We start from the raw sequence: 25,656 nt of genomic DNA, 5'->3' as shown, positions 1-25,656 counted from the left end.
CGTCGCCCAGCACGTCTGACCGGCGCGGCGAGTGACACGGATGGAGGACAAGCGGCCTGTCGGGGCGCGCCAGGCCCGGGACCTGGTGCGGGTCGCGTTCGGCCCGTCACTGGTGGCGTTGGTCGTCATCGCCGCGGTGACGCTGCTGCAGTTGGTCATCGCCAACAGCGATATGACGGGCGCCCTGGGTGCCATCGCCAGCATGTGGCTGGCCGTACACCAGGTACCCGTCTCGATCGCGGGTCATCAGCTGGCGGTTCTTCCGCTGCTGCCGGTGCTGCTGATGGTCTGGGGTACCGCGCGCACGACAGCGCGGGCCACCTCCCCACGGGCGTCGTGGTTCGTGACCCGCTGGATCGTCGCGTCGGCGCTCGGCGGTCCGATGCTGTTGGCTGCGATCGCCCTGGCCGTCATCCACGACGCGTCGTCGGTGATCACCGAGTTGCAGACGCCCAGTGCCCTGCGCGCATTCTCCGGTGTGCTGGCCGTGCACGCGATCGGCGCGCTGATCGGCGTCGGGTCCAAGCTCGGCTGGCGAGCGTTGAGCGCGCTGCGGCTGCCCATCTGGCTCGGCGACACCGTGCGCGCCGCGACAGCCGGCGTGCTGGCGCTGCTGGGTTTGTCCGGTGCGGTCACCGCGGTGTCGCTGGTCGTGCACTGGGGCACGATGCACGAGCTCTATGCGGTGACGGATTCGCTGTTCGGCCAGCTCAGCCTGACGCTGCTGTCCGCGCTGTATGTGCCCAACGTGATCGTCGGGACGTCGGCGGTGGCGGTCGGCTCCAGCGCCCACATCGGTTTTGCGACCTTCAGTTCGTTCACGGTCTTCGGCGGGGACATCCCGGCGGTGCCGATCCTGGCCGCGGTGCCGACGCCACCGCTGGGCCCGGTGTGGGTGGCTCTGCTGATCGTGGGTGCAGCGTCCGGGGTGGCGGTGGGGCAGCAGTGTGCCAGCCGGCCCCTGCCCTGGCCGGCCGCGATGGCCAAGCTCGCCGTCGCGTCGCTGCTCGCGGCCGTCACGATGGTCGTGCTGGGCTACGCCGGCGGCGGCCAGCTGGGTAACTTCGGCGAGATCGGGGTGGACCAGAGCACGTTCGGTCCTGCGGTGTTCTTCTGGTTCTTCGTCATCGGCGCGGTCACGGTGGTGATGACCGGTGGCCTGCGGCGCCGCCCCAAGCGGGTGAAGCCACCCGCTCCGGTGCTCTCCGATGAGCCCGAGCTCGCGGACGAGGACGAGGCGCTGACCCTGCCGATCCCCGACGTGACGGACGAGAACGAGCCCGCGGCCGAATCGGACCCCGAACTCGAAGCCGAGCCCGAACCGGAGCCGCCACCCCCGGCGCCGCCGCCGCCGGTCCGGCCCGCACCCGACCTCGAAGACGTCGAGGACCTGATGATCGTCGACGACGACATCGAGACGGGACCGCACGAGCGCTAAGCGCCGGACGGCACCGGAAACCGGTCGTTGATGTCGGCGTTGCTGGACTTTCGCGCGCAGTGCGCGCAACAGTAGATCGCGTCCTCGTCCTCCACTCCATGGCCCAAGATCCGGCAGCCACAGTGGGCGCACTGCGGGGCCAGCTCGGCCGCGGCGCATTCGACGCTGTCGAAGGTGGCGGTGTGCCCGTCGTGGAATGTGACGCTGAACGCCTTGTCGTAGTCGTTTCCGCACGTGTTGCAGATCGGCATCGGGGTGCTCCTCAAGGCTCGACGATAAAAGGGCGGGTGCCCGGCGACCGGTACCGACAAACACCGTTAGGCTCATCGCCGTGCAGGAACCGATCCACGTCCCCCCGAGCGCGCCGGCCCGGCTCGTCGTCCTGGCGTCGGGGACCGGATCGTTGTTGAAGTCACTGCTGGCAGCCGCGGTGGGCGACTACCCCGCGCGCGTGGTGGCCGTCGGGGTGGATCGCGACTGCCCGGCCGTAGAGATCGCGCAGGCGGCGTCGATCCCGACCTTCTGCGTGCGGCTCAAGGACTATCCCGACCGCGCCGCCTGGGATGCCGCGGTCGCCGATGCCACCGCGGAGCACAGCCCTGACCTGATCGTGTCTGCGGGCTTCATGAAAATACTTGGCCCGGAATTTCTTTCGCGTTTCCTGGGCCGCGTCGTCAACACTCATCCGGCGCTGCTGCCTGCTTTTCCCGGTGCGCACGCTGTGCCCGATGCGCTGGCCTACGGGGTCAGGGTCACCGGCTGCACCGTGCACCTGGTGGACGCGGGCGTTGACACCGGCCCGATCGTGGCCCAGGAGGCCGTCGAGATTCTGGACGGTGACGACGAAGACACCTTGCACGAACGGATCAAGGTCGTGGAGCGACGGCTGTTGGTGGACGTATTGGCCGCGCTTGCGACGCGCGGCGTGACCTGGAGTGGCAGAAAGGCAACCATAGGATGACCGCGGGGACATTGATCGGGAAGAGGCCGATCCGGCGCGCGCTGATCAGCGTGTACGACAAGAGTGGGCTGATCCCGCTCGCGCAAGGTCTGCACGACGCGGGCGTGGATATCGTCTCCACCGGGTCGACGGCCAAAACCATTGCCGACAAAGGTATTCCGGTGACTCCGGTGGAACATGTCACCGGCTTCCCCGAGGTGCTCGACGGCCGGGTCAAGACCCTGCACCCGCACATCCACGCGGGCTTGCTCGCCGACACCCGCAAACCCGAGCACCTCAAAGCGCTCGAGGAGCTGGGGATCGCCGCGTTCGATCTCGTCGTGGTCAACCTCTACCCGTTCACCGAGACGGTGGATTCGGGCGCCGAAGTCGATGAGTGCGTCGAGCAGATCGACATCGGCGGCCCGTCGATGGTGCGTGCGTCGGCCAAGAACCACGCCAGCGTGGCCGTCGTGGTGAATCCGCTCGGCTACGACGGTGTGCTGGCCGCGGTCCGGTCCGGCGGCTTCACCCTTGCCGAACGACAGAGGCTGGCGGCGTTGGCATTTCGGCACACCGCCGAGTACGACGTCGCGGTGGCCAGCTGGATGGACGCGGTGCTGGCGCCTGCAGAAGAAGATGGGGGCTCACCCCTGCCGCCGTGGTTCGGCCGCACCTGGCGGCGTACCTCGCAGCTGCGCTACGGCGAGAACCCGCATCAGCAGGCCGCGCTCTACAGCGACGATGTCGGCTGGCCGGGCCTGGCTCAAGCTGAGCAGCTGCACGGAAAAGAGATGTCGTACAACAACTTCACCGACGCCGACGCGGCCTGGCGGGCGGCGTTCGACCACGAGCAGACGTGCGTGGCAATCATCAAGCACGCCAACCCCTGTGGCATCGCCATCTCGTCGGTATCGGTGGCCGACGCGCACCGCAAGGCCCACGAATGCGATCCGCTGAGCGCCTTCGGCGGAGTGATCGCCGCCAATGCGGAGGTCACCGTGGAGATGGCCGAGTTCGTGTCGGAGATCTTCACCGAGGTGATCATCGCGCCGGCCTACGAGCCGGGCGCGGTGGAGATTTTGGCCCGTAAGAAGAACATTCGCGTTCTGGTGGCCTCAGAGCCGCCGGTCGGCGGAGTCGAACTGCGCCAGATCAGCGGTGGTCTGCTGATGCAGGAACGCGACGGGATCGACGCACCCGGCGATGACCCGGCCAACTGGACGCTGGCCACCGGAACGCCTGCGGACGCGGCGACCCTGTCCGATCTTCAGTTCGCCTGGCGGGCCTGCCGTGCGGTCAAGTCCAACGCGATCGTGGTGGCCGCCGACGGTGCGACGGTCGGGGTCGGCATGGGCCAGGTCAACCGGGTCGACGCGGCCCGGCTCGCGGTGGAGCGCGGTGGCGAGCGGGTTCGCGGCGCGGTCGCGGCCAGCGACGCGTTCTTCCCGTTCCCCGACGGGCTGGAGACGCTGACGGCGGCCGGGGTCAAGGCCGTCGTGCACCCGGGTGGTTCGGTGCGCGACGACCTGGTCACCGAGGCCGCCGCCAAGGCCGGCGTCACGCTCTACCTCACCGGAGCGAGACACTTCGCGCACTGAGCACGCGGCAGTCGTAGCGTGGAGAGGTGACTTCACCTGACAACCTCCCCCGCACTCTTGGCGAACTGCGCGCATCCGGCCACCGGGAACGCAGCGTCAAGCAGGAGATCCGGGAGAACCTCCTCACCGCGCTGGCCGAGGGCGATGACGTCTGGCCAGGCATTTTCGGGTTCGAGGACACCGTCTTGCCGCAGTTGGAGCGGGCCCTGATCGCCGGGCACGACTTCGTCCTGCTGGGTGAGCGCGGTCAGGGCAAGACCCGGCTGCTGCGCTCGCTGCAGAACCTGCTCGACGAGTGGACGCCGGTGATCGCCGGATCCGAACTCGGTGAGCACCCCTACAGCCCGATCACGCCGCAGTCGATCCGCCGGGCGGCCGACTCCGGCGATGCGCTGCCGGTCGAGTGGCGGCACCGCAGCGAGCGCTACACCGAGAAGCTCGCGACTCCGGACACCAGCGTCGCCGACCTGGTCGGCGATATCGATCCGATCAAGGTCGCCGAAGGGCGTTCCCTCGGTGACCCGGAAACCATCGCCTTCGGCCTGATCCCGCGGGCGCACCGCGGCATCGTGGCCGTCAACGAGCTGCCCGACCTGGCCGAGCGCATTCAGGTCTCGATGCTCAATGTGATGGAGGAGCGCGACATCCAGGTGCGCGGCTACACGCTGCGGCTGCCGCTGGACGTGCTCGTGGTCGCCAGCGCCAACCCCGAGGACTACACCAACCGCGGGCGCATCATCACCCCGCTCAAGGACCGGTTCGGCGCCGAGATCCGCACGCACTACCCCCGCGAACTCGATGCCGAGGTCGGCGTCATCACCCAGGAAGCGCACCTGTCCGCGCAGGTTCCGACCTACCTGATGCAAATCATTGCCCGCTTCGCGCGCTATCTGCGCGAGTCCAGTTCCGTCGACCAGCGCTCGGGGGTGTCGGCTCGGTTCGCGATCGCGGCCGCCGAAACCGTCGCGGCCTCGGCCCGTCATCGCGGCGCGGTGCTGGGCGAGGAAGAACCCGTGGCCCGGGTGGTCGACCTCAGCACGATCATCGACGTGCTGCGCGGCAAGCTGGAATTCGAGTCCGGTGAGGAGGGCCGCGAGCAGGCCGTGCTCGAGCACCTGCTGCGCCGAGCCACCGCCGATACCGCGCAGCGCACACTCGGCGGCATCGATGTCGGACCATTGGTGGCCGCGGTCGAGGGTGGTTCGGCGGTGACGACCGGCGAGCAGGTGGCGGCCAAGGACGTGCTCGCCGCGCTGCCCGACCTGCCGGTGATCGAAGAGATCGCCAAGCGACTGGATGCCGAGACCGAGGGCGAGCGGGCCGCCGCACTCGAATTGGCTTTGGAGGCGCTGTATTTGGCCAAGCGCATCGACAAGGTGACGGGAGAGGGCGAAACCGTCTATGGCTAAACGCCACCACGGGCACGACTCCCGCTATTCGGCTTATACCGGCGGTCCGGATCCACTGGCCCCGCCGGTGGATCTGCGCGACGCGCTCGAACAGATCGGGCAGGACGTCATGGAGGGCACCTCGCCGCGGCGGGCGCTGTCCGAGCTGCTGCGCCGTGGCACCAGAGACACCAAGGGCGCCGACCGGCTGGCCGCCGAGGTCAACCGGCGGCGGCGAGAGCTGTTGAACCGCAACAACCTTGACGGCACTCTGCAAGAGATCAAGAAGCTGCTCGACGAGGCGGTGCTGTCCGAACGCAAGGAGTTGGCGCGGGCCCTCGATGACGACGCCCGGTTCGCCGAACTGCAGATCGAGGCGTTGTCGCCGTCGCCGGCCAAGGCGGTCCAGGAACTCTCGGACTACGACTGGCGCAGCCCCGAGGCGCGCCAGAAGTACGAGCAGATCAAGGATCTGCTCGGCCGGGAGATGCTCGATCAGCGATTCGCCGGGATGAAGGAGGCGCTGGAGAACGCCACCGACGAAGACCGGCAAGCCGTCAACGAGATGCTCAACGATCTCAACGACCTGCTGGACAAGCACTCTCGCGGCGAGGACAGCGCCGAGGATTTTCAGGACTTCATGCGAAAGCATGGCCAGTACTTCCCGGAGAATCCGAAGAACGTCGACGAGCTGCTGGACTCGCTGGCCAAGCGCGCCGCGGCCGCGCAGCGCTTCCGCAACAGCCTGAGCGCCGACCAGCGCGCCGAGCTGGATGCCTTGGCGCAGCAGGCATTCGGATCGCAGGAGTTGATGAACGCGCTCAACCGGCTCGACTCCCATCTGCAGGCGGCCCGGCCCGGCGAGGACTGGAACGGCTCGTCGGAGTTCTCCGGCGAGAACCCCCTGGGCATGGGGGAGGGGGCGCAGGCGCTCGCCGACATCGCTGAACTCGAGCAGCTCGCCGATCAGTTGTCGCAGAGCTACGCCGGGGCCACCATGGACGACGTCGATCTCGACGCGCTGGCCCGCCAGCTCGGCGACCAGGCCGCCATCGACGCGCGGACACTGGCCGAGTTGGAGCGCGCGCTGATGAATCAGGGTTTCCTGGATCGCGGCTCGGATGGGCAGTGGCGGTTGTCGCCGAAGGCGATGCGCCAACTCGGTCAAACAGCTCTTCGCGATGTCGCCCAACAACTTTCGGGAAGGCACGGCGAGCGGGACACCCGTCGCGCGGGTGCAGCGGGCGAACTGACGGGCGCGACCCGGCCGTGGGCATTCGGCGATACCGAGCCGTGGAACGTCACCCGGACGCTGACCAACGCGGTGCTGCGGCAAGCCGGGACGGACAGGCTGGACGGTCCGCTGCAGATCAGCGTCGACGACGTCGAGGTCTCCGAGACCGAGACCCGTACCCAGTCGGCGGTGGCACTGCTGGTCGACACCTCGTTCTCGATGGTGATGGAGAACCGGTGGCTGCCGATGAAGCGGACCGCGCTGGCGCTCAACCACCTGGTGAGCACGCGGTTCCGGTCGGATGCGCTGGAGATCATCGCGTTCGGGCGCTACGCGCGGACGGTGACCGCGGCCGAGCTGACCGGCCTCGAAGGCGTCTACGAACAGGGCACCAACCTGCACCATGCGCTGGCCCTGGCGGTGCGGCATCTGCGCAGGCACCCCAATGCCCAACCGGTGGTGCTGGTGGTCACCGACGGCGAGCCGACCGCCCACCTGGAGGATTTCGACGGCCGGGGCGCGTCGGTGTTCTTCGACTATCCGCCGCACCCGCGGACCAAGGGGCTCACTGTGCGCGGCTTCGACGAGGTCGCGCGACTGGGAGCGCAGGTGACGATCTTCCGGCTCGGAAACGATCCCGGCCTCGCCAAGTTCATCGATGACATTGCTCGGCGGGTGGAAGGGCGGGTGGTTGTTCCCGATCTGGACGGTCTGGGCGCGGCGGTCGTCGGCGACTACCTGCGGTCGCGGCGCCGACGTCGCTGAACTGAGAAGCTCTCAGGTATTCAGCAAATCTTTACACCCCGCTGGTCGCCACCCGCCGAATTGTGTGGACCGGAAAGAGCGCGGCAAACCTCTTTATTATTGACGGCAACGTTCTCCAACCCCTAGCGCTAGCGAACACGTGCAACACGTCGGTAACGCGGATGTTTCTCGAGCGTCAATTAGCTACCCGACACCGCGCGAGCTGGCGTGATGGGTGTGGCAAAAGAGAAGTACTTTAGTCCTTAAGTTCGCCCATACCGCTTGCTGAAGGGCAAACAGCCCCTTAGTATCTATCAGGATCTTCTAAGATTCGTATCAGCAAAGCATCGAGTTCGTCACGACCCTGGCGAACCGCACCAACAAGGGGAACTAGCAATGGCGTCAAGAACTCGACCTTTCCTGATGACCGGCGCCGCAGTGGCCAGCGCCGCCGCCATCGTCGCCGCAACACCGGCACTCGTGCCGACCCACGATCTCGCGATCGGCGCGCCGAGCCCGCTGCGGACCTCGACCGCGCAGGTCGCACTGACGGCGATCACCGACATCACGATCCAGGGCATCAACGACGCCTACTGGTTCGGCTGGGGCGGCTACATCACCGACACCAACACCTACTACCCGGGCGTGAGTGACATTTACCTCTCCGGCGCCCCGGGTGTTCTGTACTACCTCGTCGACAACGCTGCCGAGTCGTTCGTCCCCGGCTTCGACCTCGACAACTACTACTTCGAAATCGGCGCGCCCGCAGTGCCTTACGTGGCCGCCGGCGAGCTGTTCGGTACCAGCTCGCCGATCTTCCAGGCCGCGCAGACGGTCTTCTACTACGGCGTCCCGAACGTCATCAACTCGATCGTGGTCTCGGCAACCCAGCTGGTTCCCACCTTCGACCTCGGCCCGGTCAAGCTCGGCGGCGGCATTCTGGCCAGCCTGTTCTTCTACGGCCAGACCCCGGACTACGACCCCGACACCAACACCGGGTTCTCCTACAGCACCAACGGGCTGTCGGCCATCCTGGCCTACATCTCGACCTCGATCTCGGACAACCTGCCCTCGGCCGCCGCACTGAGCGGTGCCGCCAGCGCGGCCGCCGCCGCCGTCGAAGGCGTCGTCAAGAACGTCGAGAACGCCTTGAACCCGACCGCCAGCTCCTCGGCGGCTGCGAAGAAGACGGCCGCGGCTGAAGTCAAGACCGAGTCGACCGACAGCAGCTCGTCCACCGAGAGCACCTCCTCGACCGGCGGCAGCTCGACCACGGAGAGCAGCTCGACCGAGAGCAGCTCCTCCACCGAGGGCAGCTCGACCGACACCAGCACCTCCACCACCGGTGTCGCGTCGTCGGCCAAGCCCGCGACCAAGGCGACCAAGCCCGCCAAGGCTCCGCAGAACCCGCTGAACAAGATCGGCAAGCAGATCTCGGACGCGCTCGGCATCACCAAGAAGTCGAAGCCCAGCACCAAGACCTCGAGCGATTCGAGCAGCAGCTCCAGCTCGAGCGATTCGGGCAGCTCCAGCTCGGCCGGCAGCGCCAAGTAGTCCACTCAGAAAAACCTCGGCCCCTTCCGAAAAGGAAGGGGCCGAGGTTTTTTCTGGGCTCAGGCCGGTCCGAGTGCCTGCGGCTCGGAACCGCCGGGCTTTCGGTTCTTACGTTTGACGCCCACGCCGCCCCACAACGAGAAGCCCCGGATGGTGACCGTCGGGGCGCCCGGTGTGCCGACGCCGTCGACGTTGTGGTCGAACCCGCCCATCACACCGATGCCGCGGACTTCGAGATTGATCTCCGGCGGCAGCAGAATGGTCTGCCCGCCCATGATCGAGTATGCGTGGATTTCGACTGTGGCCGAGGTGAAGTCGGCGTAGCGCAGGTCCACGACGCCGCCGCCGAACAACGTGAACGTGGTGATCCGGCCCGGCACATTCCAGCGACCCCGGCGTTCGAACCCGCTCAGGATGGCCAGCAGCAGCGTCTTGGGTGCGGGCTTGGATGCGCCGCGCCGGTGCGACGTGTCCGTCGCCTCGGGCAAGTCCGCGGTGAGCCGATCGAGGTCGTCGTAGGTCTGCGCGGCGTAGGCCTTCGCCAGCCGTTGCTCGTACTCTCCGAGCTGCAGACGTCCCTTGGAGGCGGCGTCGGTGAGTAGCTGAGCAACCTGGATGCGGTCCGCATCAGCGGCCCGCGTCGTCGCGTCTCGTGGTGTCAAATTGCTCATCGCCTACGAGGGTACGACTCTGGAAGACAACCGCAAGAGTGTTCGCTGATCTCTCACAGTGGTGTTATCGCAGCCAGCGAGGCTGGCGTTTCTCCAGAAACGCGAGCATCCCTTCCCGCGCTTCCTCGGAGACGAACAGCCGCGCCGACTCGTTCGCCAATCGCTCGGCGTCGCGGTCGAATCCGGCCAGGACATCGGCCGTGGTCAGGGCTTTTGATGCGGCCAGCCCCTGGGGCGAGCCACGGCCCAGGTCCGCGACGACGCCCGCCACTGCGGTGTCGACGTCGTCGGCGGCGATGGTGATCAGCCCGATCTCGGCGGCCGTGGCCGCGGTGAACGTCTCACCCGTCAAGTAGTAGCGGGCAGCCGCTCGCGGTGACAGTTTCGGCAGCAGGGTGAGCGAGATGATCGCCGGCGCCACACCGATGCGCGCCTCGGTCAGCGCAAACGTGCTGCGCGGGCCCGCGACCACGATGTCGCACGCCCCGATCAGGCCCAGCCCGCCGGCGCGGACATGGCCGTCGATCGCCCCTACCACCGGCACCGGCGATTCGACGATCGCGCGCAATACCGTCGTCGTCTCCCGGGCACGGGCCGCGGTCGACTCGAACGGATCGCCATCGGCGGCCTCGCTCAGGTCGGCGCCGGCACAGAACGTGCCGCCGGTGTGCCCGAGCACCACCGCCCGCACCGACGGATCGGCGGCGGCCGCCTGCAGCCCGGCATGCAGCTGTTCGACCAGTCGGGTGGACAGCGCATTGCGGTTGTGCGGTGAGTCCAGGGTCAGCCGGGCGACGTGTCCGTCGACGGCGTAGGTGACCAGCGGCTTCATCAGTACGACCGCGGCAGGCCCAGCGAGGTCTGGGCGACGAAGTTCAGGATCATCTCCCGGCTCACCGGGGCGATGCGCGCCAGTCGCGAGGCGGTGACCATCGAGGCGATGCCGTACTCCTTCGTCAGCCCGTTGCCGCCGAGCGATTGCACGGCCTGGTCGACGGCCCGGGTGGACGCCTCGCCCGCCGCGTATTTGGCCATATTCGCCGCCTCCGCGCAGCCGAAGTCATCGCCGTTGTCATAGAGCGTGGCCGCCTTCTGCATCATCAGCCGGGCCAGTTCGAGTTCGATGTGATTCTGCGCCAGCGGATGTGCGATGCCCTGATGCGCGCCGATCGGGGTCTTCCACACCTGACGGGTCTTGACGTAGTCGGCCGCCTTGGTGAGCGCGAAGCGCCCGACGCCGATCGCGTTGGCGGATCCCATGATCCGCTCGGGGTTCAGACCGGCAAAGAGTTGTGCGATCGCGGCGTCCTCCGAGCCCACCAGTGCGTCGGCAGGCAGGCGGACGTCGTCGATGAACAGCGAGAACTGATTTTCCGGGCTGATGATCTCCATATCGATCTTGGTGTACGTGAAACCCGGTGTGTCGGTGGGCACGATGAACAGCGCCGGCTTGAGGTTGCCGGTCTTGGCGTCTTCCATCCGGCCGACGACCAGCACCGCCTGGGCCTGATCGACGCCGGAGATGTACACCTTCTGACCGGACAGGATCCAGTCGCTGCCGTCCCGTCGAGCGGTGGTGGTGATGCGATGTGAGTTCGACCCGGCGTCGGGTTCGGTGATGGCGAACGCCATGGTGGTCGTTCCGTCGGCGATTCCCGGCAGCCAGCGCTTCTTCTGCTCGTCGGTGCCGAACTTGCTGATGATCGTGCCGTTGATGGCCGGTGACACCACCATCATCAGCAGCGAACACCCATTGGAGGCCATCTCGTCCATGACCAGCGAGAGTTCGTACATGCCCGCACCGCCGCCGCCGTACTCCTCGGGGAGGTTGACGCCAATGAAGCCGAGTTTCCCTGCCTCCGCCCACAATTCGTCGGTGTACTGACCGGCGCGGGCCTTCGCCAGGTAGTAGTCCTGGCCGTAGCTCGACGCCAGCGCGGCGACCGCCTTGCGCAGCTCTTGGCGTTCCTCGCTCTCGATGAAGCCGGTGTCGGTCATTACTCTCCTTCTCCCGCTGCCGGGTTCTCCACCCGGGCGAGGACGGTTCCGACGTCGACCTGCTGGCCGACGCTGACGTCAAGTTGGGTCACCACGCCGTCGGTCGGCGCGTTGATGGTGTGTTCCATCTTCATCGCCTCCAGCCAGACCAGCGGCTGACCGAGGGTGACGGTGTCGCCCAGTGCGGCGCCGAGGCGGATGACCGAGCCGGGCATGGGTGCCAGCAGCGAACCCTTCTCGACAGCCGAGCCCGGTTCGGGAAACCGCGGGGCGGCAGTCAGGGTGACGGGACCCAGCGGTGAGTCGACGTAAACCTCAGTGCCATAACGGCTTACCTCGAATGCCGTGGCCACCCCGCCATCGCTTGCGAGCACCACCCGATCCGGCTGAGCCGATACCAGGGTCGCGCCGTCGTCGTCGGGCAGCACCAGGCCGTCGCGGGTGAATCGATAGGCGACGAGGTGTTCCTGACCGGCCGCGTCCAGGTAGGTCTTGTGCTGGTTGCCCGAGACGACATTGCGCCAGCCGCTGGTTATCTCGCCCAGCACCGTCGCCGTGGCGCGGTTGTTGGCGGCGTCGGCCAGCGCTGCGGCCACCGCCGCGAGCCGGATCGTCGCTTCATCTGCCAGGGGCCGGGCCAGCTCGGGCAACCCGTGCGTGTCGAAGAAGGCCGTGTCGGTCGCACCGGCCAGGAAGGCTTGGTGGGTAAGGACATTGACCAAGAGGTCGCGGTTGGTGCGGACCCCGTGCAGCCGGGTCCTTGCGAGTGCGTCGGCGAGCACCTGCGCCGCGCGCCTGCGGGTCGGGGCGTACGAGATGACCTTGGCCAGCATCGGGTCGTAGTGGATCGACACCACGGAGGAGTCGGCGACACCGGAGTCGAGTCGGATTCCGGTGCCGTTGAGCGGGCCGAAAGTGGTTGTGGTGCCGGGCACCTCGAACCGGTGGATGTGACCAGCCTGGGGCTGCCAGTTGCGGGCCGGGTCCTCGGCGTAGATCCGCGCCTCGATCGAATGCCCACGGGCCGCAGGCGGCTCGGCGCCGAGCCGCTCTCCGTCGGCCACCGAGAGCTGCAACTCGACGAGGTCCAGACCAGTGGTGAGCTCGGTGACGGGATGCTCGACCTGCAGGCGGGTGTTCATCTCGAGGAAGTAGAACTCGCCGTCATCGCCGGCGAGGAACTCCACCGTGCCCGCCCCGGTGTAACCGATCGCGCCGGCTGCCAGCCGCGCGGCCTGAAAAAGCCTGTCCCGCATGCCCGCAACACGGTCCACCAGGGGAGAGGGCGCCTCCTCGATGATCTTCTGGTGCCGGCGTTGAATGGAGCATTCCCGCTCGCCGACCGCCCAGACCGTGCCGTGCTCGTCGGCGAGTATCTGGACCTCGACATGGTGGCCGGTCGGCAGGTACCGCTCGCAGAACACTGTCGGATCGCCGAACGCCGACTGAGCTTCCCGGCTTGCGGCCTGCACCTGGGCCGCGAGCTCGGCGAGCTCGGTCACCACCCGCATACCACGGCCGCCGCCACCCGCCGACGCCTTCACCAGCACCGGTAGCTGATTCTGGGTGACTGCCTCGGGGTCGAGTTCGTCGAGCACGGGGACCCCGGCCGCGGCCATCATCTTCTTGGCCTCGATCTTGGAGCCCATCGATGCGACAGCGGCCACCGGCGGCCCGATCCAGGTCAGCCCGGCGTCGATGACAGCTTTGGCGAAATCGGGGTTCTCGGAGAGGAATCCGTAACCGGGGTGGATGGCGTCGGCACCGGAGGCCTTCGCGGACGAGATCAGCTGCGCGGCGTCCAGGTAACCAAAATTTCCGTCCAGACGTACCCGGGCGTCGGCCTCCTCGACGTGGGGGGACGACGCGTCGGGATCGGTGTACACGGCCACTGTGGCGATGCCGAGCCGGCGGCAGGTGGCGAAGACGCGGCGGGCGATCTCACCGCGATTGGCAACGAGGACTCGAGAGATCATGGGGCTCACATCCGGAAGACGCCGAAGTTCGACGTCCCCTCGATCGGTGCATTGGCTATGGCGGACAGGCACATTCCGAGCACGGTGCGGGTGTCGCGGGGATCGATCACCCCGTCGTCGTAGATCCGCCCGGACAGGAACATCGGTAGCGACTCGGCTTCGATCTGCGCCTCGACGGCTGCCCGTAGGGCGGCGTCGGCTTGTTCGTCGACCGTTCCGCCGCGGGCTTCGGTGGCCGCGCGGTTGACGATCGACAACACGCCGGCCAGCTGCGCGCCGCCCATCACCGCGGATTTGGCGCTGGGCCAGGCGAAGAGGAACCGCGGATCGTAGGCGCGGCCACACATGCCGTAGTGGCCTGCGCCGTAGGACGCGCCGATCAGCAGCGAGATGTGCGGGACCCGCGAGTTGGAGACGGCGTTGATCATCATCGAGCCGTGCTTGACCATCCCGCCTTCCTCATAGGCTTTGCCGACCATGTAGCCGGTCGTGTTGTGCAGGAACAACAGTGGTGTATTGGAGCGGTTGGCCAGCTGGATGAACTGGGTGGCCTTCTGGGATTCCTCGCTGAACAGCACACCGCGGGCGTTGGCGAGGATGCCGACCGGGTAGCCGTGCAGGGTGGCCCAGCCGGTCACCAGGGATGCGCCGTACATCGCCTTGAACTCGTCGAAGTCGGAGCCGTCGACGACCCGGGCGATCACTTCCCGGGGGTCGAAGGGAATCCGCAGATCGGCCGAGACGATGCCGAGCAGTTCTTCGGGGTCGGCCAGCGGGGCGATCACCGGGCGGGGTGTGGGCCCCTGTTTGGCCCAGTTCAGCCGGGCCACGATGCGACGGCCGATGCGGATGGCGTCGAGCTCGTCGACGGCGAAGTAGTCCGCCAAACCCGATACCCTGGCGTGCATTTCGGCGCCACCGAGCGATTCGTCGTCGGCCTCCTCGCCGGTGGCCATCTTCACCAGCGGCGGACCGGCCAGGAAGACCTTCGAGCGTTCCTTGATCATCACGACGTGATCGGACATCCCAGGGATGTAGGCGCCACCAGCTGTCGAGTTGCCGAATACCAGCGCGATCGTGGGAATGCCTGCGGCCGAGAGTTGCGTCAGGTCCCGGAACATCCGTCCACCCGGGATGAAGATCTCCTTCTGCGTGGGCAGATCCGCACCGCCGGATTCCACCAGCGAGATCACCGGCAGCCGGTTCTCGAGGGCAACCTGGTTGGCCCGCAGCATCTTCTTCAGCGTCCAGGGGTTACTGGTGCCGCCCTTGACGGTGGGATCGTTGGCGATCAGCAGACACTCGACGCCCTCGACCACACCAATGCCCGTCACCAGGCTGGCGCCGACCTGGAAGTCGCTGCCATAGGCGGCCAGTGGACACAGTTCCAGAAACGGGGAATCGGGGTCGACCAGCAGCTCGATACGTTCGCGGGCCGTGAGCTTGCCCCGATTGTGGTGCCGGTCAACATATTTCGCACCACCGCCGGCCAGCGCCTTGGCCAGTTCGCCGTCGATTTCGGCGAGCTTGGCCGTCATGGCCTCGGCCGCCTCGATATACGTCGGCGCCTTGGGGTCGATGACGCTGTTCAAGACGGTCATGCCTGATATCCCAGTGCTTTCGCGGCCAGGCTGGTGAGGATTTCGTTGGTGCCCCCGCCGATGCCCAGGATCCGCATGTCCCGGTATTGGCGTTCGACTTCGCACTCGGTCATGTAGCCCATCCCTCCGAACAGTTGAACCGCCTGGTGCGCCACCCATTCACCGGCCTCGACCGCGGTGTTCTTGGCGAAGCACACCGTCGCGATCAGGTCGGCCTCACCCGCTAATTGCCGCTCGACCACACTGCGCGAGTACACCCGCGCCACATCGATCCGGCGGGCCATCTCGGACAGCGTGTTCTGCACCGACTGCCGGGAGATCAGCGGACGGCCGAATGTCTCCCGGTCGCGGCACCATTGCACGGTCAGGTCCAGGCACCGTTGCGCCGACGAATATGCCTGGGCCGCAAGACCGATCCGCTCGGACACGAAGGCCGAGGCGATCTGGGCGAAGCCGGTGTTCTCGGCACCCACCAGGTTGGCGGCCGGTACCCGAGCCTCGGAGTAGGCAAGCTCGGCGGTGTCCGAGGACCGCCAGCCCATCTTGTCTAGCCTGCGGGTGACTTCAAAGCCCGGTGTGCCCTTCTCCACGACGAGCAGCGAAACGCCGGATGCGCCAGTATTTTCGGTGCCGCCGGTGCGTACCGCGGTGACGACGTAGTCGGCACGCACCCCCGACGTGATGTAGGTCTTGGCACCGTTGACGACGTACTCGTCGCCGGCGCGGGTCGCCGTTGTCCGCAAGTGGCCGACGTCGGAGCCGCCGCCCGGCTCGGTGATGGCCAGCGACCCGATCAGCTCACCGCGCAACGTCGGCCGGACGAATTTCTCGATCAGCCGCTCGTCGCCGGAGGCCACCATGTGCGGCACTGCGATACCGCAGGTGAACAGTGAGGCGAAAACCCCACCGGGAGTGCCTGCTTCGTGCAACTCCTCGCAGATGATCAGCGAGTCTGCGGCGTCGCCGCCGCCACCGCCGACAGACTCGGGCAGCTCGGCGCCCAACAGTCCGGCCGCGGCGGCCTTCCGGTGCAGATCGCGCGGGAGTTCACCGGCACGCTCCCACTCCTCGATGTGCGGCAGGATCTCGCGCTCGGCGAAGCTGCGCACGGTCTTGCGCAGCTGCTGGCGTTCGGGGGTGTTCCAGATGCTCACGACAGGATCGCTTCCGGGATGTCGAGGTGTCGGCTGCGCAGCCATTCGCCCAGCCCTTTGGCCTGCGGATCGAACCGCGCCTGATAGGCGACCCCCTGGCCGAGGATGCCGTCGATGACGAAGTTCACCGCCCGCAGATTCGGTAGCAAGTACCGCGATACCGGGAGATCCTTTGTCTCCGGCAACAATTCGCGCAGGGCATCGATCGTCAGGGTGTGTGCCAGCCAGCGCCACTGTTCGTCGGTGCGTACCCACACCCCGACGTTGGCCGCCCCGCCCTTGTCCCCGCTGCGGGCGCCGGCGATCGTGCCCAGCGGCAGCCGCCGGGTCGGCCCGATGTCGAGAGGGTCGGGTAGCGACAGTGCGTCAAGGTCGGCCAGCTCGAGAGTCTCGGCGGCAGCAGCGATCTCGGTTCGGGTGCCGTCGGGGAGCACCGCGACCTGTGCGACCGTGTCGGCAGGCACATAACCGGCGGTGAACACGCCGTAGACCTGCCCGTCGCCCGGCGGTGCGGTGGAGGTGAAACCGGGATAGGACGCCAACGCGAGTTCGACTGCGGCCGAGGAGAACTGGCGGCCCACCTTCTTGGGATCAGGATCGCGCACCACGCAGCTCAGCAGCGCGCTGGCGGCTTCCTCGGTATCGGCGTCGACATGGTCGGTACGGGCCAGCGTCCACCCCATCTCGGCGGGCTTTTCGCGCAGCGCCGACTCCAGCTGGTCGCGCACCAACGCGGCCTTGGCTTCGATGTCCAGGCCGGTGAGCACAAAGGTCACCGCGTTGCGGAATCCGCCGATGCTGTTCAGCGACACCTTCAGCGACGGTGGTGGCGGCTCGCCGTGCACACCGCTGATGCGGACGCGGTCCGGCCCGTCGTCGGTCAGCGTGATGGTGTCGAAGCGGGCCGTGACGTCGGGGTTGGCATAGCGCGGGCCGCCGATCTCGTAGAGCAGCTGTGCTGTCACGGTGCCCACGCTCACCTGCCCGCCGGTTCCGGGATGCTTGGTGATCACCGACGACCCGTCTGCGTACACCTCCGCGAGCGGGAAGCCGGCGTGGCCGAGGTCGGCGACCTCGGTGAAGAAGGCGTAGTTGCCGCCGGTGGCCTGCGTGCCGCACTCGATCACGTGGCCCGCCACCACGGCGCCGGCCAGCTGGTCGTAGTCGTCGCGATTCCACCCGAAATGCGCGGCGGCCGGACCCACCACCACCGAGGCGTCGGTGACGCGGCCGGTGACGACGACGTCGGCACCGTTGTGCAGACAGTCCGCGATGCCCCATGCGCCCAGATAGGCGTTGGCCGTCAGCGGTGAGCCCAAGCCGAGCTCGGCGGCCCGGGGGAGAAGGTCGTCGCCTTCGACATGGGCGACCTTCACCGCGATGCCGAGCCGATCGGCGAGCCCCCGCACGGCATCGGCCAGTCCGGCCGGGTTGAGCCCGCCGGCGTTGGCGACGATGCGCACACCGCGGTCACGGGCCAATCCGAGGCATTCCTCCAGCTGGGTCAAAAAGGTCTTGGCATAGCCGCGCTCGGGGTACTTCATCTTGTCGCGGCCCAGGATCAGCATCGTGAGCTCGGCCAGATAGTCGCCGGTCAGATAGTCCAACTCGCCGCCGGTGAGCATCTCGCGCATCGCGGCAAGGCGGTCACCGTAGAAGCCCGAGCAATTGCCGATCCGCACCGCATCTGCCACGCGCGCTGTCTTCCCTTCAGTGACCAATCCCCCAGTCGCTCCGCTCCCGCCCGCCGGAACCAACCAACCGGTAGGTTACTGGCGGGTACCTGGCACCAGTCAAGGGGTGAAACCAGGCGCCCGGTGCGTTTTGGAGCCGACGCAGGTGAGCGGCTATCCTGAAGCGCAACTGTTGGCCGCCGGCATGTGTACGTCTCTGCGCGGCGCCACCCCTGATCAAGGAGAAGCACGTCATGGCTGTGCCCAAGCGCAGAATGTCGCGCGCGAACACCCGCAGTCGGCGCGCGCAGTGGAAGGCCGAGGCCACCGGTCTGGTCAACGTTTCCGTCGGCGGCCGTCAGCACAAGGTTCCCCGCCGGTTGCTCAAGGCCGCGCGCCTCGGACTGATCGATCTCGACAAGCGCTGAGCGCGTTCACCAAGCGCGAATTGCCTGCTAGTGCGGCGTGCCTCTCAGGCCAATCTCAGGCGTTGGCTACAAACTGGTAGCTGTGCGAATACTTGTCGTTGATGATGATCGCGCGGTGCGCGAGTCCCTGCGCCGGTCTCTTTCCTTCAACGGATATTCCGTAGACCTCGCACAGGACGGTGTCGAGGCACTCGACGCGATCGCCAACGACCGGCCCGATGCGCTCGTGCTCGACGTGATGATGCCGCGGCTGGACGGGCTCGAAGTCTGTCGGCAACTGCGTAGCACCGGCGACGATCTCCCGATCCTGGTGCTGACCGCCCGTGACTCGGTGTCCGAGCGGGTCGCAGGCCTGGATGCCGGCGCCGACGATTACCTGCCCAAGCCGTTCGCGCTCGAAGAACTGCTGGCGCGGATGCGTGCCCTGCTGCGCCGGACCAGCCCCGAAGAGCAGTCCGATTCGGCGCTGATGACATTCGGCGACCTGACGCTGGACCCGGTGACCCGCGAGGTGCACCGAGGCAAACGTGCCATCAGCCTGACCCGGACCGAGTTCGCGCTACTGGAGATGCTGATCGCCAATCCGCGACGGGTCCTGACCCGCAGTCGCATCCTCGAAGAGGTGTGGGGTTTTGACTTTCCGACCTCGGGCAACGCGCTCGAGGTGTACGTCGGTTATCTACGCAGAAAAACTGAAGCAGAAGGAGAACCGCGGCTGATCCACACCGTGCGAGGTGTGGGTTATGTGCTGCGTGAGACACCGCCCTGATGGCACGACTGAGGCGGCGCGCGCGAGCCTCGCGGGCGCCCGAGGAATCGACGACATCGCTTTCGCTGCGATGGCGGGTCATGTTGCTGGCCATGTCCATGGTCGCGATGGTGGTGGTGTTGATGGCCGTCGCGGTGTACGCCGTGGTGTCGGCCGCGCTCTACACCGATATCGACAATCAGCTGCAGAGCCGGGCGGGATTGCTGATCGCCAGCGGGTCGCTGGCCGCCGACCCGGGTAAGGCCATCGAGGGCACCGCCTATTCGGATGTCAACGCGATGCTGGTCAATCCCGGCCGCTCGATCTACACCGCGAACCAGCAGGGCCAGCGGCTGCCGATCGGCGAGCCCGAGAAGTCCGTCATCGGCGGTGAGCTGCTGATGTCGCGCCGAACGGTGTCCAACCAACGGGTGCTCGCGGTGCATCTGCCCAATGGCAGCTCGCTGCTGATCTCGAAGAGCCTTGCCCCCACCAATGCGGTGATGACGAAGCTCAAGTGGGTGCTACTGGCGGTGGGTGGCATCGGCGTTGTGGTGGCCGCAATCGCCGGTGGGATGGTGGCGCGAACCGGGCTGAGGCCGGTGGCCAGGCTGACCGAGGCCGCCGAGCGGGTGGCGCGCACCGACGATCTGCGGCCCATTCCGGTGTTCGGCAGCGACGAGTTGGCCCGGCTCACCGAAACGTTCAACACGATGCTGCGCGCACTGACCGAGTCCCGTGAACGGCAGGCGCGGCTGGTCGCCGACGCCGGCCATGAGCTGCGCACGCCGTTGACCTCGCTGCGCACCAACGTCGAATTGCTCATGGCTTCGATGCAACCCGGCGCCCCGCGGTTGCCCGAGGAGGAGATGGCCGAGCTGCGCACCGACGTGATCGGCCAGATCGAGGAATTGTCCACTCTGGTAGGCGATCTCGTCGACCTCACGCGTGAGGACGCGGGTGGGGTGGTACACGAGGCGGTCGACCTCAGTGACGTCATCGAACGGAGCCTGGAACGGGCGCGGCGGCGTCGCAACGATGTTCAGTTCGATGTCGACATCATCGGATGGCAGGTGTACGGCGATCCCGCCGGCCTGTCGCGGGCGGTGGTCAACCTGCTCGACAACGCCGCGAAGTGGAGCCCGTCTGGCGCCCATGTCGGGGTGCGACTGCGCCAGGTGGACGCGGCCCACGCCGAACTCGTCGTGTCCGACTACGGACCTGGCATTCCCCCGGTCGAGCGCGGTCTGGTGTTCGAGCGGTTCTACCGGTCCATGTCGGCGCGGGCGATGCCCGGCTCGGGGCTCGGCCTGGCGATCGTCAAACAGGTTGTCGTCAAACACGGCGGGATGATCCGCATCGCCGACACCGTGCCGGGTGGGCAACCCCCGGGGACGTCGTTCTTCGTCCTGCTGCCCGGGTTGCCGACCACGGCGACGACGTATGCGGACGCTTCAGCTGAGAGCGAAATCACGGCCGAAACGGCCAAGAACAACGGTGATCGAGGGCACTCCCAGCAAAAACCACCGGCCCTGCCGAGTGTTATCTCAGTCGATTCTCAGTAGTGCAAGGCAAGCTGGAGCTACTAGTTTTCTCCCGTCTCGTGACGAGAAAGAGCGATCTGACAATATGACCGACCCTTCGCGTTATCCGCCGCAGCAGCAGCCCGGCCACTCAGGCCATCCTGGGCCGAATCACCATGCGGCACCGGGGTATTCGCAGCCGCCCCGCACGGCCGGTTATCAGCAGCCCTACGACTGGCGGTATGCCACCCAGCAGCAGCCGTCACAATATCGTCAGCCCTACAATCCGTATCAGGCTGTGCGACAAGGACATCCGGCCACCACACCAGGTATGGTGCCGATGCCGCCGCCCCGGCGTTCGCGTGCGGGAGCGTTGGCGGCAGGAGCCCTGGCGATCGCCGTCGTGTCAGCGGGCGTGGGTGGTGGCGTGGTGTTGCTCGCCCACCCGGACCGGCAACCGGTTGGATCCGTGCTGCAGGGCGGGCCGAACGGGGTGTCCAACGTCCCGGCGGCCAATCTGCCGGTGGGATCGGTCGAGCAGGTGGCCGCGAAGGTGGTCCCCAGCGTGGTCAAGCTCGAGACCGAGTTCGGCCGCCAGTCCGAGGAGGGCTCGGGCATCATCCTGTCTTCGGACGGGCTGATCCTGACCAACAACCACGTCGTCGCCGCGGCGAAGCCCGGGGCGCCCGCTCCCGCCGCCCCACCGACCATTCCGGGTCTGCCGCCGCTGACGCCGGGGGGACCGAGCAACGGCCCGAGTGCGCCGCCGGCCGGGGGAGCCCCGACCACAACGGTGACGTTCGCCGACGGCCGCACAGCATCGTTCACCGTCATCGGCACCGATCCCGCCAGCGATATTGCCGTCGTCCGCGCACAGGGAGTGTCGGGCCTGACGCCGATCAGCCTGGGCTCGTCGTCCAACCTGCGGGTCGGCCAGGACGTGGTGGCTGTCGGTTCACCGCTGGGCTTGGAGGGCACCGTCACGACCGGCATCGTCAGCGCCCTGAACCGCCCGGTGGCCACCGGCGGTGACGCGAACAACCAGAACACGGTGCTGGACGCCATCCAGACCGATGCCGCGATCAATCCGGGTAACTCGGGTGGCGCGCTGGTCAACATGAGTGGTGAGTTGGTCGGAGTGAACTCGGCGATCGCCACTCTGGGAGGCGACTCCCCGGACGCCCAGAGCGGGTCGATCGGCCTGGGCTTCGCCATTCCGGTGGATCAGGCCAAGCGGATCGCCGATGAGCTGATCAGCACCGGAACCGCCAGCCACGCGTCGCTGGGCGTGCAGGTCAGCAATGACACCACCACCCATGGGGCGAAGATCGTCGACGTCACCAAGGGGGGTGCGGCCGCGGCCGCGGGCCTGCCCACCGGCGTCGTCGTCACCAAGGTCAACGACCGGGTGATCGGCAGCGCCGACGCCCTGGTGGCCGCCGTCCGATCGCGGGCGCCGGGAGATCAGGTGACGCTGACCTATACCGACCCTTCGGGTGCGAACCGGACCGTGCAGGTCACGCTCGGAAAGGCAGCTCAGTGATCCGGGTGGTGGGTGAACATCCCATGACGCTGACCAGCACGACTGCCAGGATGACGGTGGGCGGATATACGGTGACATCCATGGAACAGCCAGGGGAGCTGGTGGGGCGCGCACTCGTCGTCGTTGTCGACGACCGCACGGCCCACGGCGATGAGGAGGACCACAGCGGGCCGTTGGTCACCGAGCTGCTCGCGGAGGCGGGCTTCGTGGTGGACGGCGTCGTGGTGGTGTCTGCCGACGAGGTCGAGATCCGCAACGCGCTGAACACTGCCGTGATCGGTGGGGTCGACCTGGTGGTGTCGGTCGGCGGTACCGGGGTCACTCCGCGCGATGTGACGCCGGAGGCCACCAAGACCATCCTCGATCGTGAGCTGCTCGGCATCTCCGAGGCGCTGCGCGCCTCCGGCCTGTCGGCGGGGATCACCGACGCGGGCCTGTCGCGTGGCCTGGCCGGGATTTCCGGCAGCACGCTCGTCGTCAACATCGCGGGCTCGCGCTACGCGGTTCGCGACGGCATGGCGACGCTGAACCCGCTGGCAACGCATGTCATCGGGCAGCTGTCCAGCCTGGAGATCTAAGCAAGCTCCGCAGGGAGCATTGACGGACGCCGCTGGTAGCGGCGTACCGTCACTTAAGAGCGCCGCAACCGGGGTCGGAGGTGTTGTGTTACAGCCCTGTGAACTGCGCAAATATCAAGATTGTGATCTTTGTCACAATTATGGAGCGATGTGATTGCAAGTTCGCGTCAGAACCGATCTGCAGTTAACAAGATCTTCGGTACCGAACTGCCGCAGGAGTCCTCCGACGAACGCGATCCGGACGAGACCCGGGACACCGCGGACCGAGAGCAGTGGTTCCGGGATAACGTTCCGCCGCACCACCATTGATGCTCAGCAGGTGGTTCGCGCCGGGAAGGGTGGCGATCCTGTCCGCGATGGCATCGCGCCGGCCGGGGCGGCGTCGTCATCGGGTTAACCGCCGTTCGCCTCCCAGCAAACTTCATCGCCCGAGAATTGATTCGGCGCACCGCGCGTCTATGCGTTGCCGCCCAGATGCCATCCCGTTATGTTCCTCGTGTCAACGATGAGCAGAGCGTAAGAGCAGGTTGTGAGGACTCTCATTGAACTGCCGAGCGCCGTGTGCGGTGTCAGCATGTTTGGGACCCGAGCACGAACCACACACTCGGTGAGCCCGCGGGTCCGCCGTCGACATAGCTAGGGAGAACATGAAGGTAATCGGTCGGGTGCTGGTGGCGATGATCGCCGCCATTTCGGCACTCTTCGTCGGGACCGGCACGTCACACGCAGGTTTGGACAATGAACTGAGTCTGGTTGACGGCGGTGGCCGCACGATGACGATTCAGCAGTGGGACACCTTCCTCAACGGCGTGTTCCCCCTGGACCGCAACCGGCTGACGCGTGAGTGGTTCCACTCCGGCAAGGCTGTCTACAGCGTGGTCGGCCCCGGTGCCGATGAGTTCGCGGGCACCTTGGAGCTGGGCTATCAGGTCGGCTTCCCGTGGTCACTGGGTGTGGGCATCAACTTCAGCTACACCACCCCCAACATCCTGCTCGACGACGCGAACATCTCCCCCACGGGCTTCAACCCGCTGGGCTCGGTGATCACCCCGAACCTGTTCCCGGGTGTCTCGATCAGCGCTGACCTGGGCAACGGCCCCGGCATCCAGGAAGTCGCCACCTTCTCGGTGGACGTCTCGGGCCCCAACGGCTCGGTCGCAGTGGCCAACGCCCACGGCACCGTCACCGGCGCGGCCGGCGGCGTGCTCCTGCGCCCCTTCGCCCGCCTGATCTCCAAGGCCGGTGACAGCGTCACCACCTACGGCGAACCCTGGAACATGAACTGACTCCCTGAACACAGTCGACAAAATGGCCCCCGGCGCGAGCCGGGGGCCATTTTGTTTCGTTGTGTCGGTCAATCCCTGTCGGCGCTCGTCGTCTCCGCGGTATCGGGGCTGGGGCCGGTGCCGGGGCCGGTCACCTTCTTCGGTGTTCCACTGGCGTCGGCCAGGAGATCGCGGATTTCGGTGAGCAAGCTCAGCTCGGTGTCGCCTGCTTGCTCGACCTCACCCTTCTTGCGAAGCCGGTTGTAGGGCACGACGACGAAGAAGTACACGACTGCTGCCACCAGAACGAAGTTGATCAACGCCGACAACAGGATGTTCAGGTCGATGGCCTGCCCGCCGCCGATACCGATCCGCAGGATGCCGTACTCGGTGTCCTTGCCCGCGCCGATGCGATCGATCAGTGGAGTGATGATGCTTTCGGTGAACTTGGTGACCAATGCGGTGAACGCGGTACCGATGACCACCGCGACCGACAGGTCGACGATGTTCCCGCGGGAGAGAAACTCCTTGAACCCTTTCAACACGGTATTGCCCCTTTCAACGGCAGCCTTTCCCCGAGACTTCGAAGGTTAGTACGGGTCGGGCGGGGTGACTGTGCGGCTGTTACCTTGGCGTAGTCGCCATTGAAACGGCAGATGTCGAGGGGAAACACATGTGGATTCGCGCGGTCGCGACGGCAGCCTTGTTCGGTGCACTGACCGTTGGTACCGCCACTGCCGCGCCGAGTCCCACCCCGACTCCCGGACCGGCGAGCACCTCGTCGTCCGATGAGATCGCCGACATGGTCATGGACGCCATTGACCGGCAGGCTCCGCCCGCCACGCCGGTGCCCCCGCCGCCACCCGGGTAATTCAGTGGATCGTCAGCGTGACGGTCTGGACCAGGGTGGCCGCAGCCAGCGCGTGCGCGGCCGCGGCGGGCAGTGCGACCAACACGACTCGCTCGTCACCCGCGCCTGCGGCTTTCTGCTTCGGTGACACCAGCACCACGACGGCGTCGGAGGCAGCCAGTGTCGGCTTGGCTTCAGTACCCGCGTCGGCTGCGCCCATGACGTCGACGACGTCACCCGGCCTGATCAGGTCGAGCACCGCCGCGTCGGCCAGATGCAGCGGCACCACCCGCGCATCGGGCCCGGCGGTGAGCCCAGACAGCCGTGAGCCGAGCACCCGGACGTCGGTGAGCACCTCACCGCGGCGGGCCGGGCCTGCCAGAGTGGCGCCGACGACCGTGCCGGTGCCGGTCTGGGCGCCGTCGGGAATCGTTGCCGCAGAGCGCTTTTCAATCCTGACGTCCGAGTCGGACAGGGCCAGGCCCGGGCCGAGGTCGTGGGCGGCCACTACCACGTCCGACATCTGGTCGCCCGGATCCGGCCGCAGGGCGGCAACTCCGGCCAGAACGACCAACCCGCCCGCCGCGACGCGTCGCGCCAGCACAGTGCGGGTGAAGTCGGGCCGCAACAGCTGCCGAATTCGGGTCGTCAGCGTCGGATTGAGCGGCTCACCCATGCGGTCACCGTAGGTGGGCAGCGGCAGCCAGGCGTTCGCCACCGCCTCCGGCCTGTTGATAAGTTGGCTGCTT

General features: G+C 67.1%; 23 protein-coding genes. 13 read left to right on the top strand and 10 right to left on the bottom strand.

Annotated features, from left to right (window positions below):
• Positions 1 to 40: 40 nt before the first annotated feature.
• Positions 41 to 1,438, top strand: a complete 1,398-nt coding sequence (locus tag EV580_RS10340) for a cell division protein PerM (protein WP_133690910.1) — start codon at positions 41 to 43, stop codon at positions 1,436 to 1,438.
• Here the strand turns inward: EV580_RS10340 and EV580_RS10335 are convergent.
• Positions 1,435 to 1,689: a metallothionein gene (locus EV580_RS10335; RefSeq protein ID WP_133691137.1), complete on the bottom strand. Its 255-nt coding sequence runs from the start codon at positions 1,687 to 1,689 to the stop codon at positions 1,435 to 1,437. The genes EV580_RS10340 and EV580_RS10335 overlap by 4 nt on opposite strands.
• Positions 1,690 to 1,769: 80 nt before the next feature.
• Between EV580_RS10335 and purN the strand changes: the two genes are divergently transcribed.
• From purN to EV580_RS10310, 5 genes are all read left to right on the top strand, one after another.
• The gene (gene purN, locus EV580_RS10330; RefSeq protein WP_133690909.1) at positions 1,770 to 2,399 is read left to right on the top strand and encodes a phosphoribosylglycinamide formyltransferase; all 630 of its coding nucleotides are present in this window, start codon (positions 1,770 to 1,772) and stop codon (positions 2,397 to 2,399) included.
• Positions 2,396 to 3,979, top strand: a complete 1,584-nt coding sequence (gene purH, locus EV580_RS10325) for a bifunctional phosphoribosylaminoimidazolecarboxamide formyltransferase/IMP cyclohydrolase (protein ID WP_133690908.1) — start codon at positions 2,396 to 2,398, stop codon at positions 3,977 to 3,979. The genes purN and purH overlap by 4 nt, the downstream gene beginning before the upstream one ends.
• Positions 3,980 to 4,005: 26 nt before the next feature.
• Positions 4,006 to 5,388 (top strand): sigma 54-interacting transcriptional regulator, encoded by a 1,383-nt coding sequence (locus tag EV580_RS10320; protein WP_133690907.1) that lies wholly within the window; start codon positions 4,006 to 4,008, stop codon positions 5,386 to 5,388.
• A complete protein-coding gene (locus tag EV580_RS10315; RefSeq protein WP_133690906.1) occupies positions 5,381 to 7,366 on the top strand; it encodes a VWA domain-containing protein in 1,986 nt (661 codons plus the stop codon). The genes EV580_RS10320 and EV580_RS10315 overlap by 8 nt, the downstream gene beginning before the upstream one ends.
• Positions 7,367 to 7,768: 402 nt before the next feature.
• Positions 7,769 to 8,899 (top strand): hypothetical protein, encoded by a 1,131-nt coding sequence (locus tag EV580_RS10310; RefSeq protein ID WP_133690905.1) that lies wholly within the window; start codon positions 7,769 to 7,771, stop codon positions 8,897 to 8,899.
• 59 nt (positions 8,900 to 8,958) lie between these two features.
• Here EV580_RS10310 and EV580_RS10305 read toward each other — a convergent pair whose 3' ends face one another.
• The 7 genes from EV580_RS10305 to EV580_RS10275 form a co-directional block, all read right to left on the bottom strand.
• Positions 8,959 to 9,570, bottom strand: coding sequence for a DUF1707 SHOCT-like domain-containing protein (locus EV580_RS10305; protein ID WP_133690904.1), 612 nt, complete (start codon positions 9,568 to 9,570; stop codon positions 8,959 to 8,961).
• Between the two features lie 64 nt (positions 9,571 to 9,634).
• A complete protein-coding gene (locus tag EV580_RS10300; protein ID WP_133690903.1) occupies positions 9,635 to 10,402 on the bottom strand; it encodes an enoyl-CoA hydratase family protein in 768 nt (255 codons plus the stop codon).
• A complete protein-coding gene (locus EV580_RS10295; RefSeq protein ID WP_133690902.1) occupies positions 10,402 to 11,568 on the bottom strand; it encodes an acyl-CoA dehydrogenase family protein in 1,167 nt (388 codons plus the stop codon). The genes EV580_RS10300 and EV580_RS10295 overlap by 1 nt, the downstream gene beginning before the upstream one ends.
• Positions 11,568 to 13,544, bottom strand: a complete 1,977-nt coding sequence (locus tag EV580_RS10290; RefSeq protein ID WP_133690901.1) for an acetyl/propionyl/methylcrotonyl-CoA carboxylase subunit alpha — start codon at positions 13,542 to 13,544, stop codon at positions 11,568 to 11,570. Before EV580_RS10290 ends, EV580_RS10295 begins: the two co-directional genes overlap by 1 nt.
• A 5-nt stretch (positions 13,545 to 13,549) precedes the next feature.
• Complete coding sequence (locus EV580_RS10285) at positions 13,550 to 15,145, bottom strand: acyl-CoA carboxylase subunit beta (protein WP_133690900.1); 1,596 nt, start codon at positions 15,143 to 15,145, stop codon at positions 13,550 to 13,552.
• Positions 15,142 to 16,299 carry an acyl-CoA dehydrogenase family protein gene (locus tag EV580_RS10280; protein WP_133690899.1) on the bottom strand — a complete coding sequence of 386 codons (1,158 nt, stop codon included), beginning with the start codon at positions 16,297 to 16,299 and terminating at the stop codon, positions 15,142 to 15,144. Before EV580_RS10280 ends, EV580_RS10285 begins: the two co-directional genes overlap by 4 nt.
• Positions 16,296 to 17,981 carry an acyclic terpene utilization AtuA family protein gene (locus EV580_RS10275; protein ID WP_133691136.1) on the bottom strand — a complete coding sequence of 562 codons (1,686 nt, stop codon included), beginning with the start codon at positions 17,979 to 17,981 and terminating at the stop codon, positions 16,296 to 16,298. The genes EV580_RS10280 and EV580_RS10275 overlap by 4 nt, the downstream gene beginning before the upstream one ends.
• Positions 17,982 to 18,226: 245 nt before the next feature.
• On the opposite strand from EV580_RS10275, the gene rpmF reads away from it, so the two are divergent.
• The 6 genes from rpmF to mspA all read left to right on the top strand — a co-directional run bounded on the left by rpmF (position 18,227) and on the right by mspA (position 24,078).
• Positions 18,227 to 18,400 (top strand): 50S ribosomal protein L32, encoded by a 174-nt coding sequence (gene rpmF, locus EV580_RS10270; protein WP_005139771.1) that lies wholly within the window; start codon positions 18,227 to 18,229, stop codon positions 18,398 to 18,400.
• 82 nt (positions 18,401 to 18,482) lie between these two features.
• The gene (locus EV580_RS10265; protein WP_133690898.1) at positions 18,483 to 19,169 is read left to right on the top strand and encodes a response regulator transcription factor; all 687 of its coding nucleotides are present in this window, start codon (positions 18,483 to 18,485) and stop codon (positions 19,167 to 19,169) included.
• Positions 19,169 to 20,713, top strand: coding sequence for a HAMP domain-containing sensor histidine kinase (locus tag EV580_RS10260; RefSeq protein ID WP_133690897.1), 1,545 nt, complete (start codon positions 19,169 to 19,171; stop codon positions 20,711 to 20,713). The genes EV580_RS10265 and EV580_RS10260 overlap by 1 nt, the downstream gene beginning before the upstream one ends.
• A gap of 64 nt (positions 20,714 to 20,777) precedes the next feature.
• Positions 20,778 to 22,214, top strand: coding sequence for a trypsin-like peptidase domain-containing protein (locus EV580_RS10255; RefSeq protein WP_133690896.1), 1,437 nt, complete (start codon positions 20,778 to 20,780; stop codon positions 22,212 to 22,214).
• Positions 22,215 to 22,264: 50 nt separating this feature from the next.
• The gene (locus EV580_RS10250; RefSeq protein WP_133691135.1) at positions 22,265 to 22,792 is read left to right on the top strand and encodes a MogA/MoaB family molybdenum cofactor biosynthesis protein; all 528 of its coding nucleotides are present in this window, start codon (positions 22,265 to 22,267) and stop codon (positions 22,790 to 22,792) included.
• Positions 22,793 to 23,439: 647 nt separating this feature from the next.
• The gene (gene mspA, locus EV580_RS10245; protein WP_133690895.1) at positions 23,440 to 24,078 is read left to right on the top strand and encodes a porin MspA; all 639 of its coding nucleotides are present in this window, start codon (positions 23,440 to 23,442) and stop codon (positions 24,076 to 24,078) included.
• A gap of 68 nt (positions 24,079 to 24,146) precedes the next feature.
• Here mspA and mscL read toward each other — a convergent pair whose 3' ends face one another.
• A complete protein-coding gene (gene mscL / locus EV580_RS10240) occupies positions 24,147 to 24,602 on the bottom strand; it encodes a large-conductance mechanosensitive channel protein MscL (RefSeq protein WP_133690894.1) in 456 nt (151 codons plus the stop codon).
• A gap of 128 nt (positions 24,603 to 24,730) precedes the next feature.
• Here mscL and EV580_RS10235 point away from each other — a divergent pair, with 128 nt between their 5' ends.
• On the top strand, positions 24,731 to 24,928 hold the full coding sequence (locus EV580_RS10235; RefSeq protein ID WP_133690893.1) for a hypothetical protein: 198 nt from the start codon (positions 24,731 to 24,733) through the stop codon (positions 24,926 to 24,928).
• A gap of 1 nt (position 24,929) precedes the next feature.
• Here the strand turns inward: EV580_RS10235 and EV580_RS10230 are convergent, their stop codons facing one another.
• Entirely contained in the window at positions 24,930 to 25,583 is a 654-nt protein-coding gene (locus EV580_RS10230) for an SAF domain-containing protein (RefSeq protein ID WP_133690892.1), read from the bottom strand.
• Positions 25,584 to 25,656: the final 73 nt, after the last annotated feature.

Origin of the sequence: Mycobacterium sp. BK086, from assembly GCA_004362315.1 — a bacterium.
In the GTDB taxonomy this organism is placed as follows: domain Bacteria; phylum Actinomycetota; class Actinomycetes; order Mycobacteriales; family Mycobacteriaceae; genus Mycobacterium.
Note: the sequence above shows the minus strand (reverse complement) of the source record. Positions and strands in the feature narration are given on the sequence as shown.

Excerpts from the sequence above, each read along its gene's own strand:
- EV580_RS10305 (WP_133690904.1), bottom strand. The coding sequence starts at position 9,570 with ATGAGCAATTTGACACCACGAGACGCGACGACGCGGGCCGCTGATGCG.
- EV580_RS10310 (WP_133690905.1), top strand. The coding sequence starts at position 7,769 with ATGACCGGCGCCGCAGTGGCCAGCGCCGCCGCCATCGTCGCCGCAACA.
- EV580_RS10235 (WP_133690893.1), top strand. The coding sequence starts at position 24,731 with ATGTGGATTCGCGCGGTCGCGACGGCAGCCTTGTTCGGTGCACTGACC.
- EV580_RS10255 (WP_133690896.1), top strand. The coding sequence starts at position 20,778 with ATGACCGACCCTTCGCGTTATCCGCCGCAGCAGCAGCCCGGCCACTCA.
- EV580_RS10290 (WP_133690901.1), bottom strand. The coding sequence starts at position 13,544 with ATGATCTCTCGAGTCCTCGTTGCCAATCGCGGTGAGATCGCCCGCCGC.
- EV580_RS10335 (WP_133691137.1), bottom strand. The coding sequence starts at position 1,689 with ATGCCGATCTGCAACACGTGCGGAAACGACTACGACAAGGCGTTCAGC.
- mspA (WP_133690895.1), top strand. The coding sequence starts at position 23,440 with ATGAAGGTAATCGGTCGGGTGCTGGTGGCGATGATCGCCGCCATTTCG.
- EV580_RS10295 (WP_133690902.1), bottom strand. The coding sequence starts at position 11,568 with ATGACCGACACCGGCTTCATCGAGAGCGAGGAACGCCAAGAGCTGCGC.
- rpmF (WP_005139771.1), top strand. The coding sequence starts at position 18,227 with ATGGCTGTGCCCAAGCGCAGAATGTCGCGCGCGAACACCCGCAGTCGG.
- EV580_RS10260 (WP_133690897.1), top strand. The coding sequence starts at position 19,169 with ATGGCACGACTGAGGCGGCGCGCGCGAGCCTCGCGGGCGCCCGAGGAA.
- EV580_RS10250 (WP_133691135.1), top strand. The coding sequence starts at position 22,265 with ATGACGGTGGGCGGATATACGGTGACATCCATGGAACAGCCAGGGGAG.
- EV580_RS10340 (WP_133690910.1), top strand. The coding sequence starts at position 41 with ATGGAGGACAAGCGGCCTGTCGGGGCGCGCCAGGCCCGGGACCTGGTG.
- EV580_RS10300 (WP_133690903.1), bottom strand. The coding sequence starts at position 10,402 with ATGAAGCCGCTGGTCACCTACGCCGTCGACGGACACGTCGCCCGGCTG.
- EV580_RS10285 (WP_133690900.1), bottom strand. The coding sequence starts at position 15,145 with ATGACCGTCTTGAACAGCGTCATCGACCCCAAGGCGCCGACGTATATC.
- EV580_RS10315 (WP_133690906.1), top strand. The coding sequence starts at position 5,381 with ATGGCTAAACGCCACCACGGGCACGACTCCCGCTATTCGGCTTATACC.
- purH (WP_133690908.1), top strand. The coding sequence starts at position 2,396 with ATGACCGCGGGGACATTGATCGGGAAGAGGCCGATCCGGCGCGCGCTG.
- EV580_RS10230 (WP_133690892.1), bottom strand. The coding sequence starts at position 25,583 with ATGGGTGAGCCGCTCAATCCGACGCTGACGACCCGAATTCGGCAGCTG.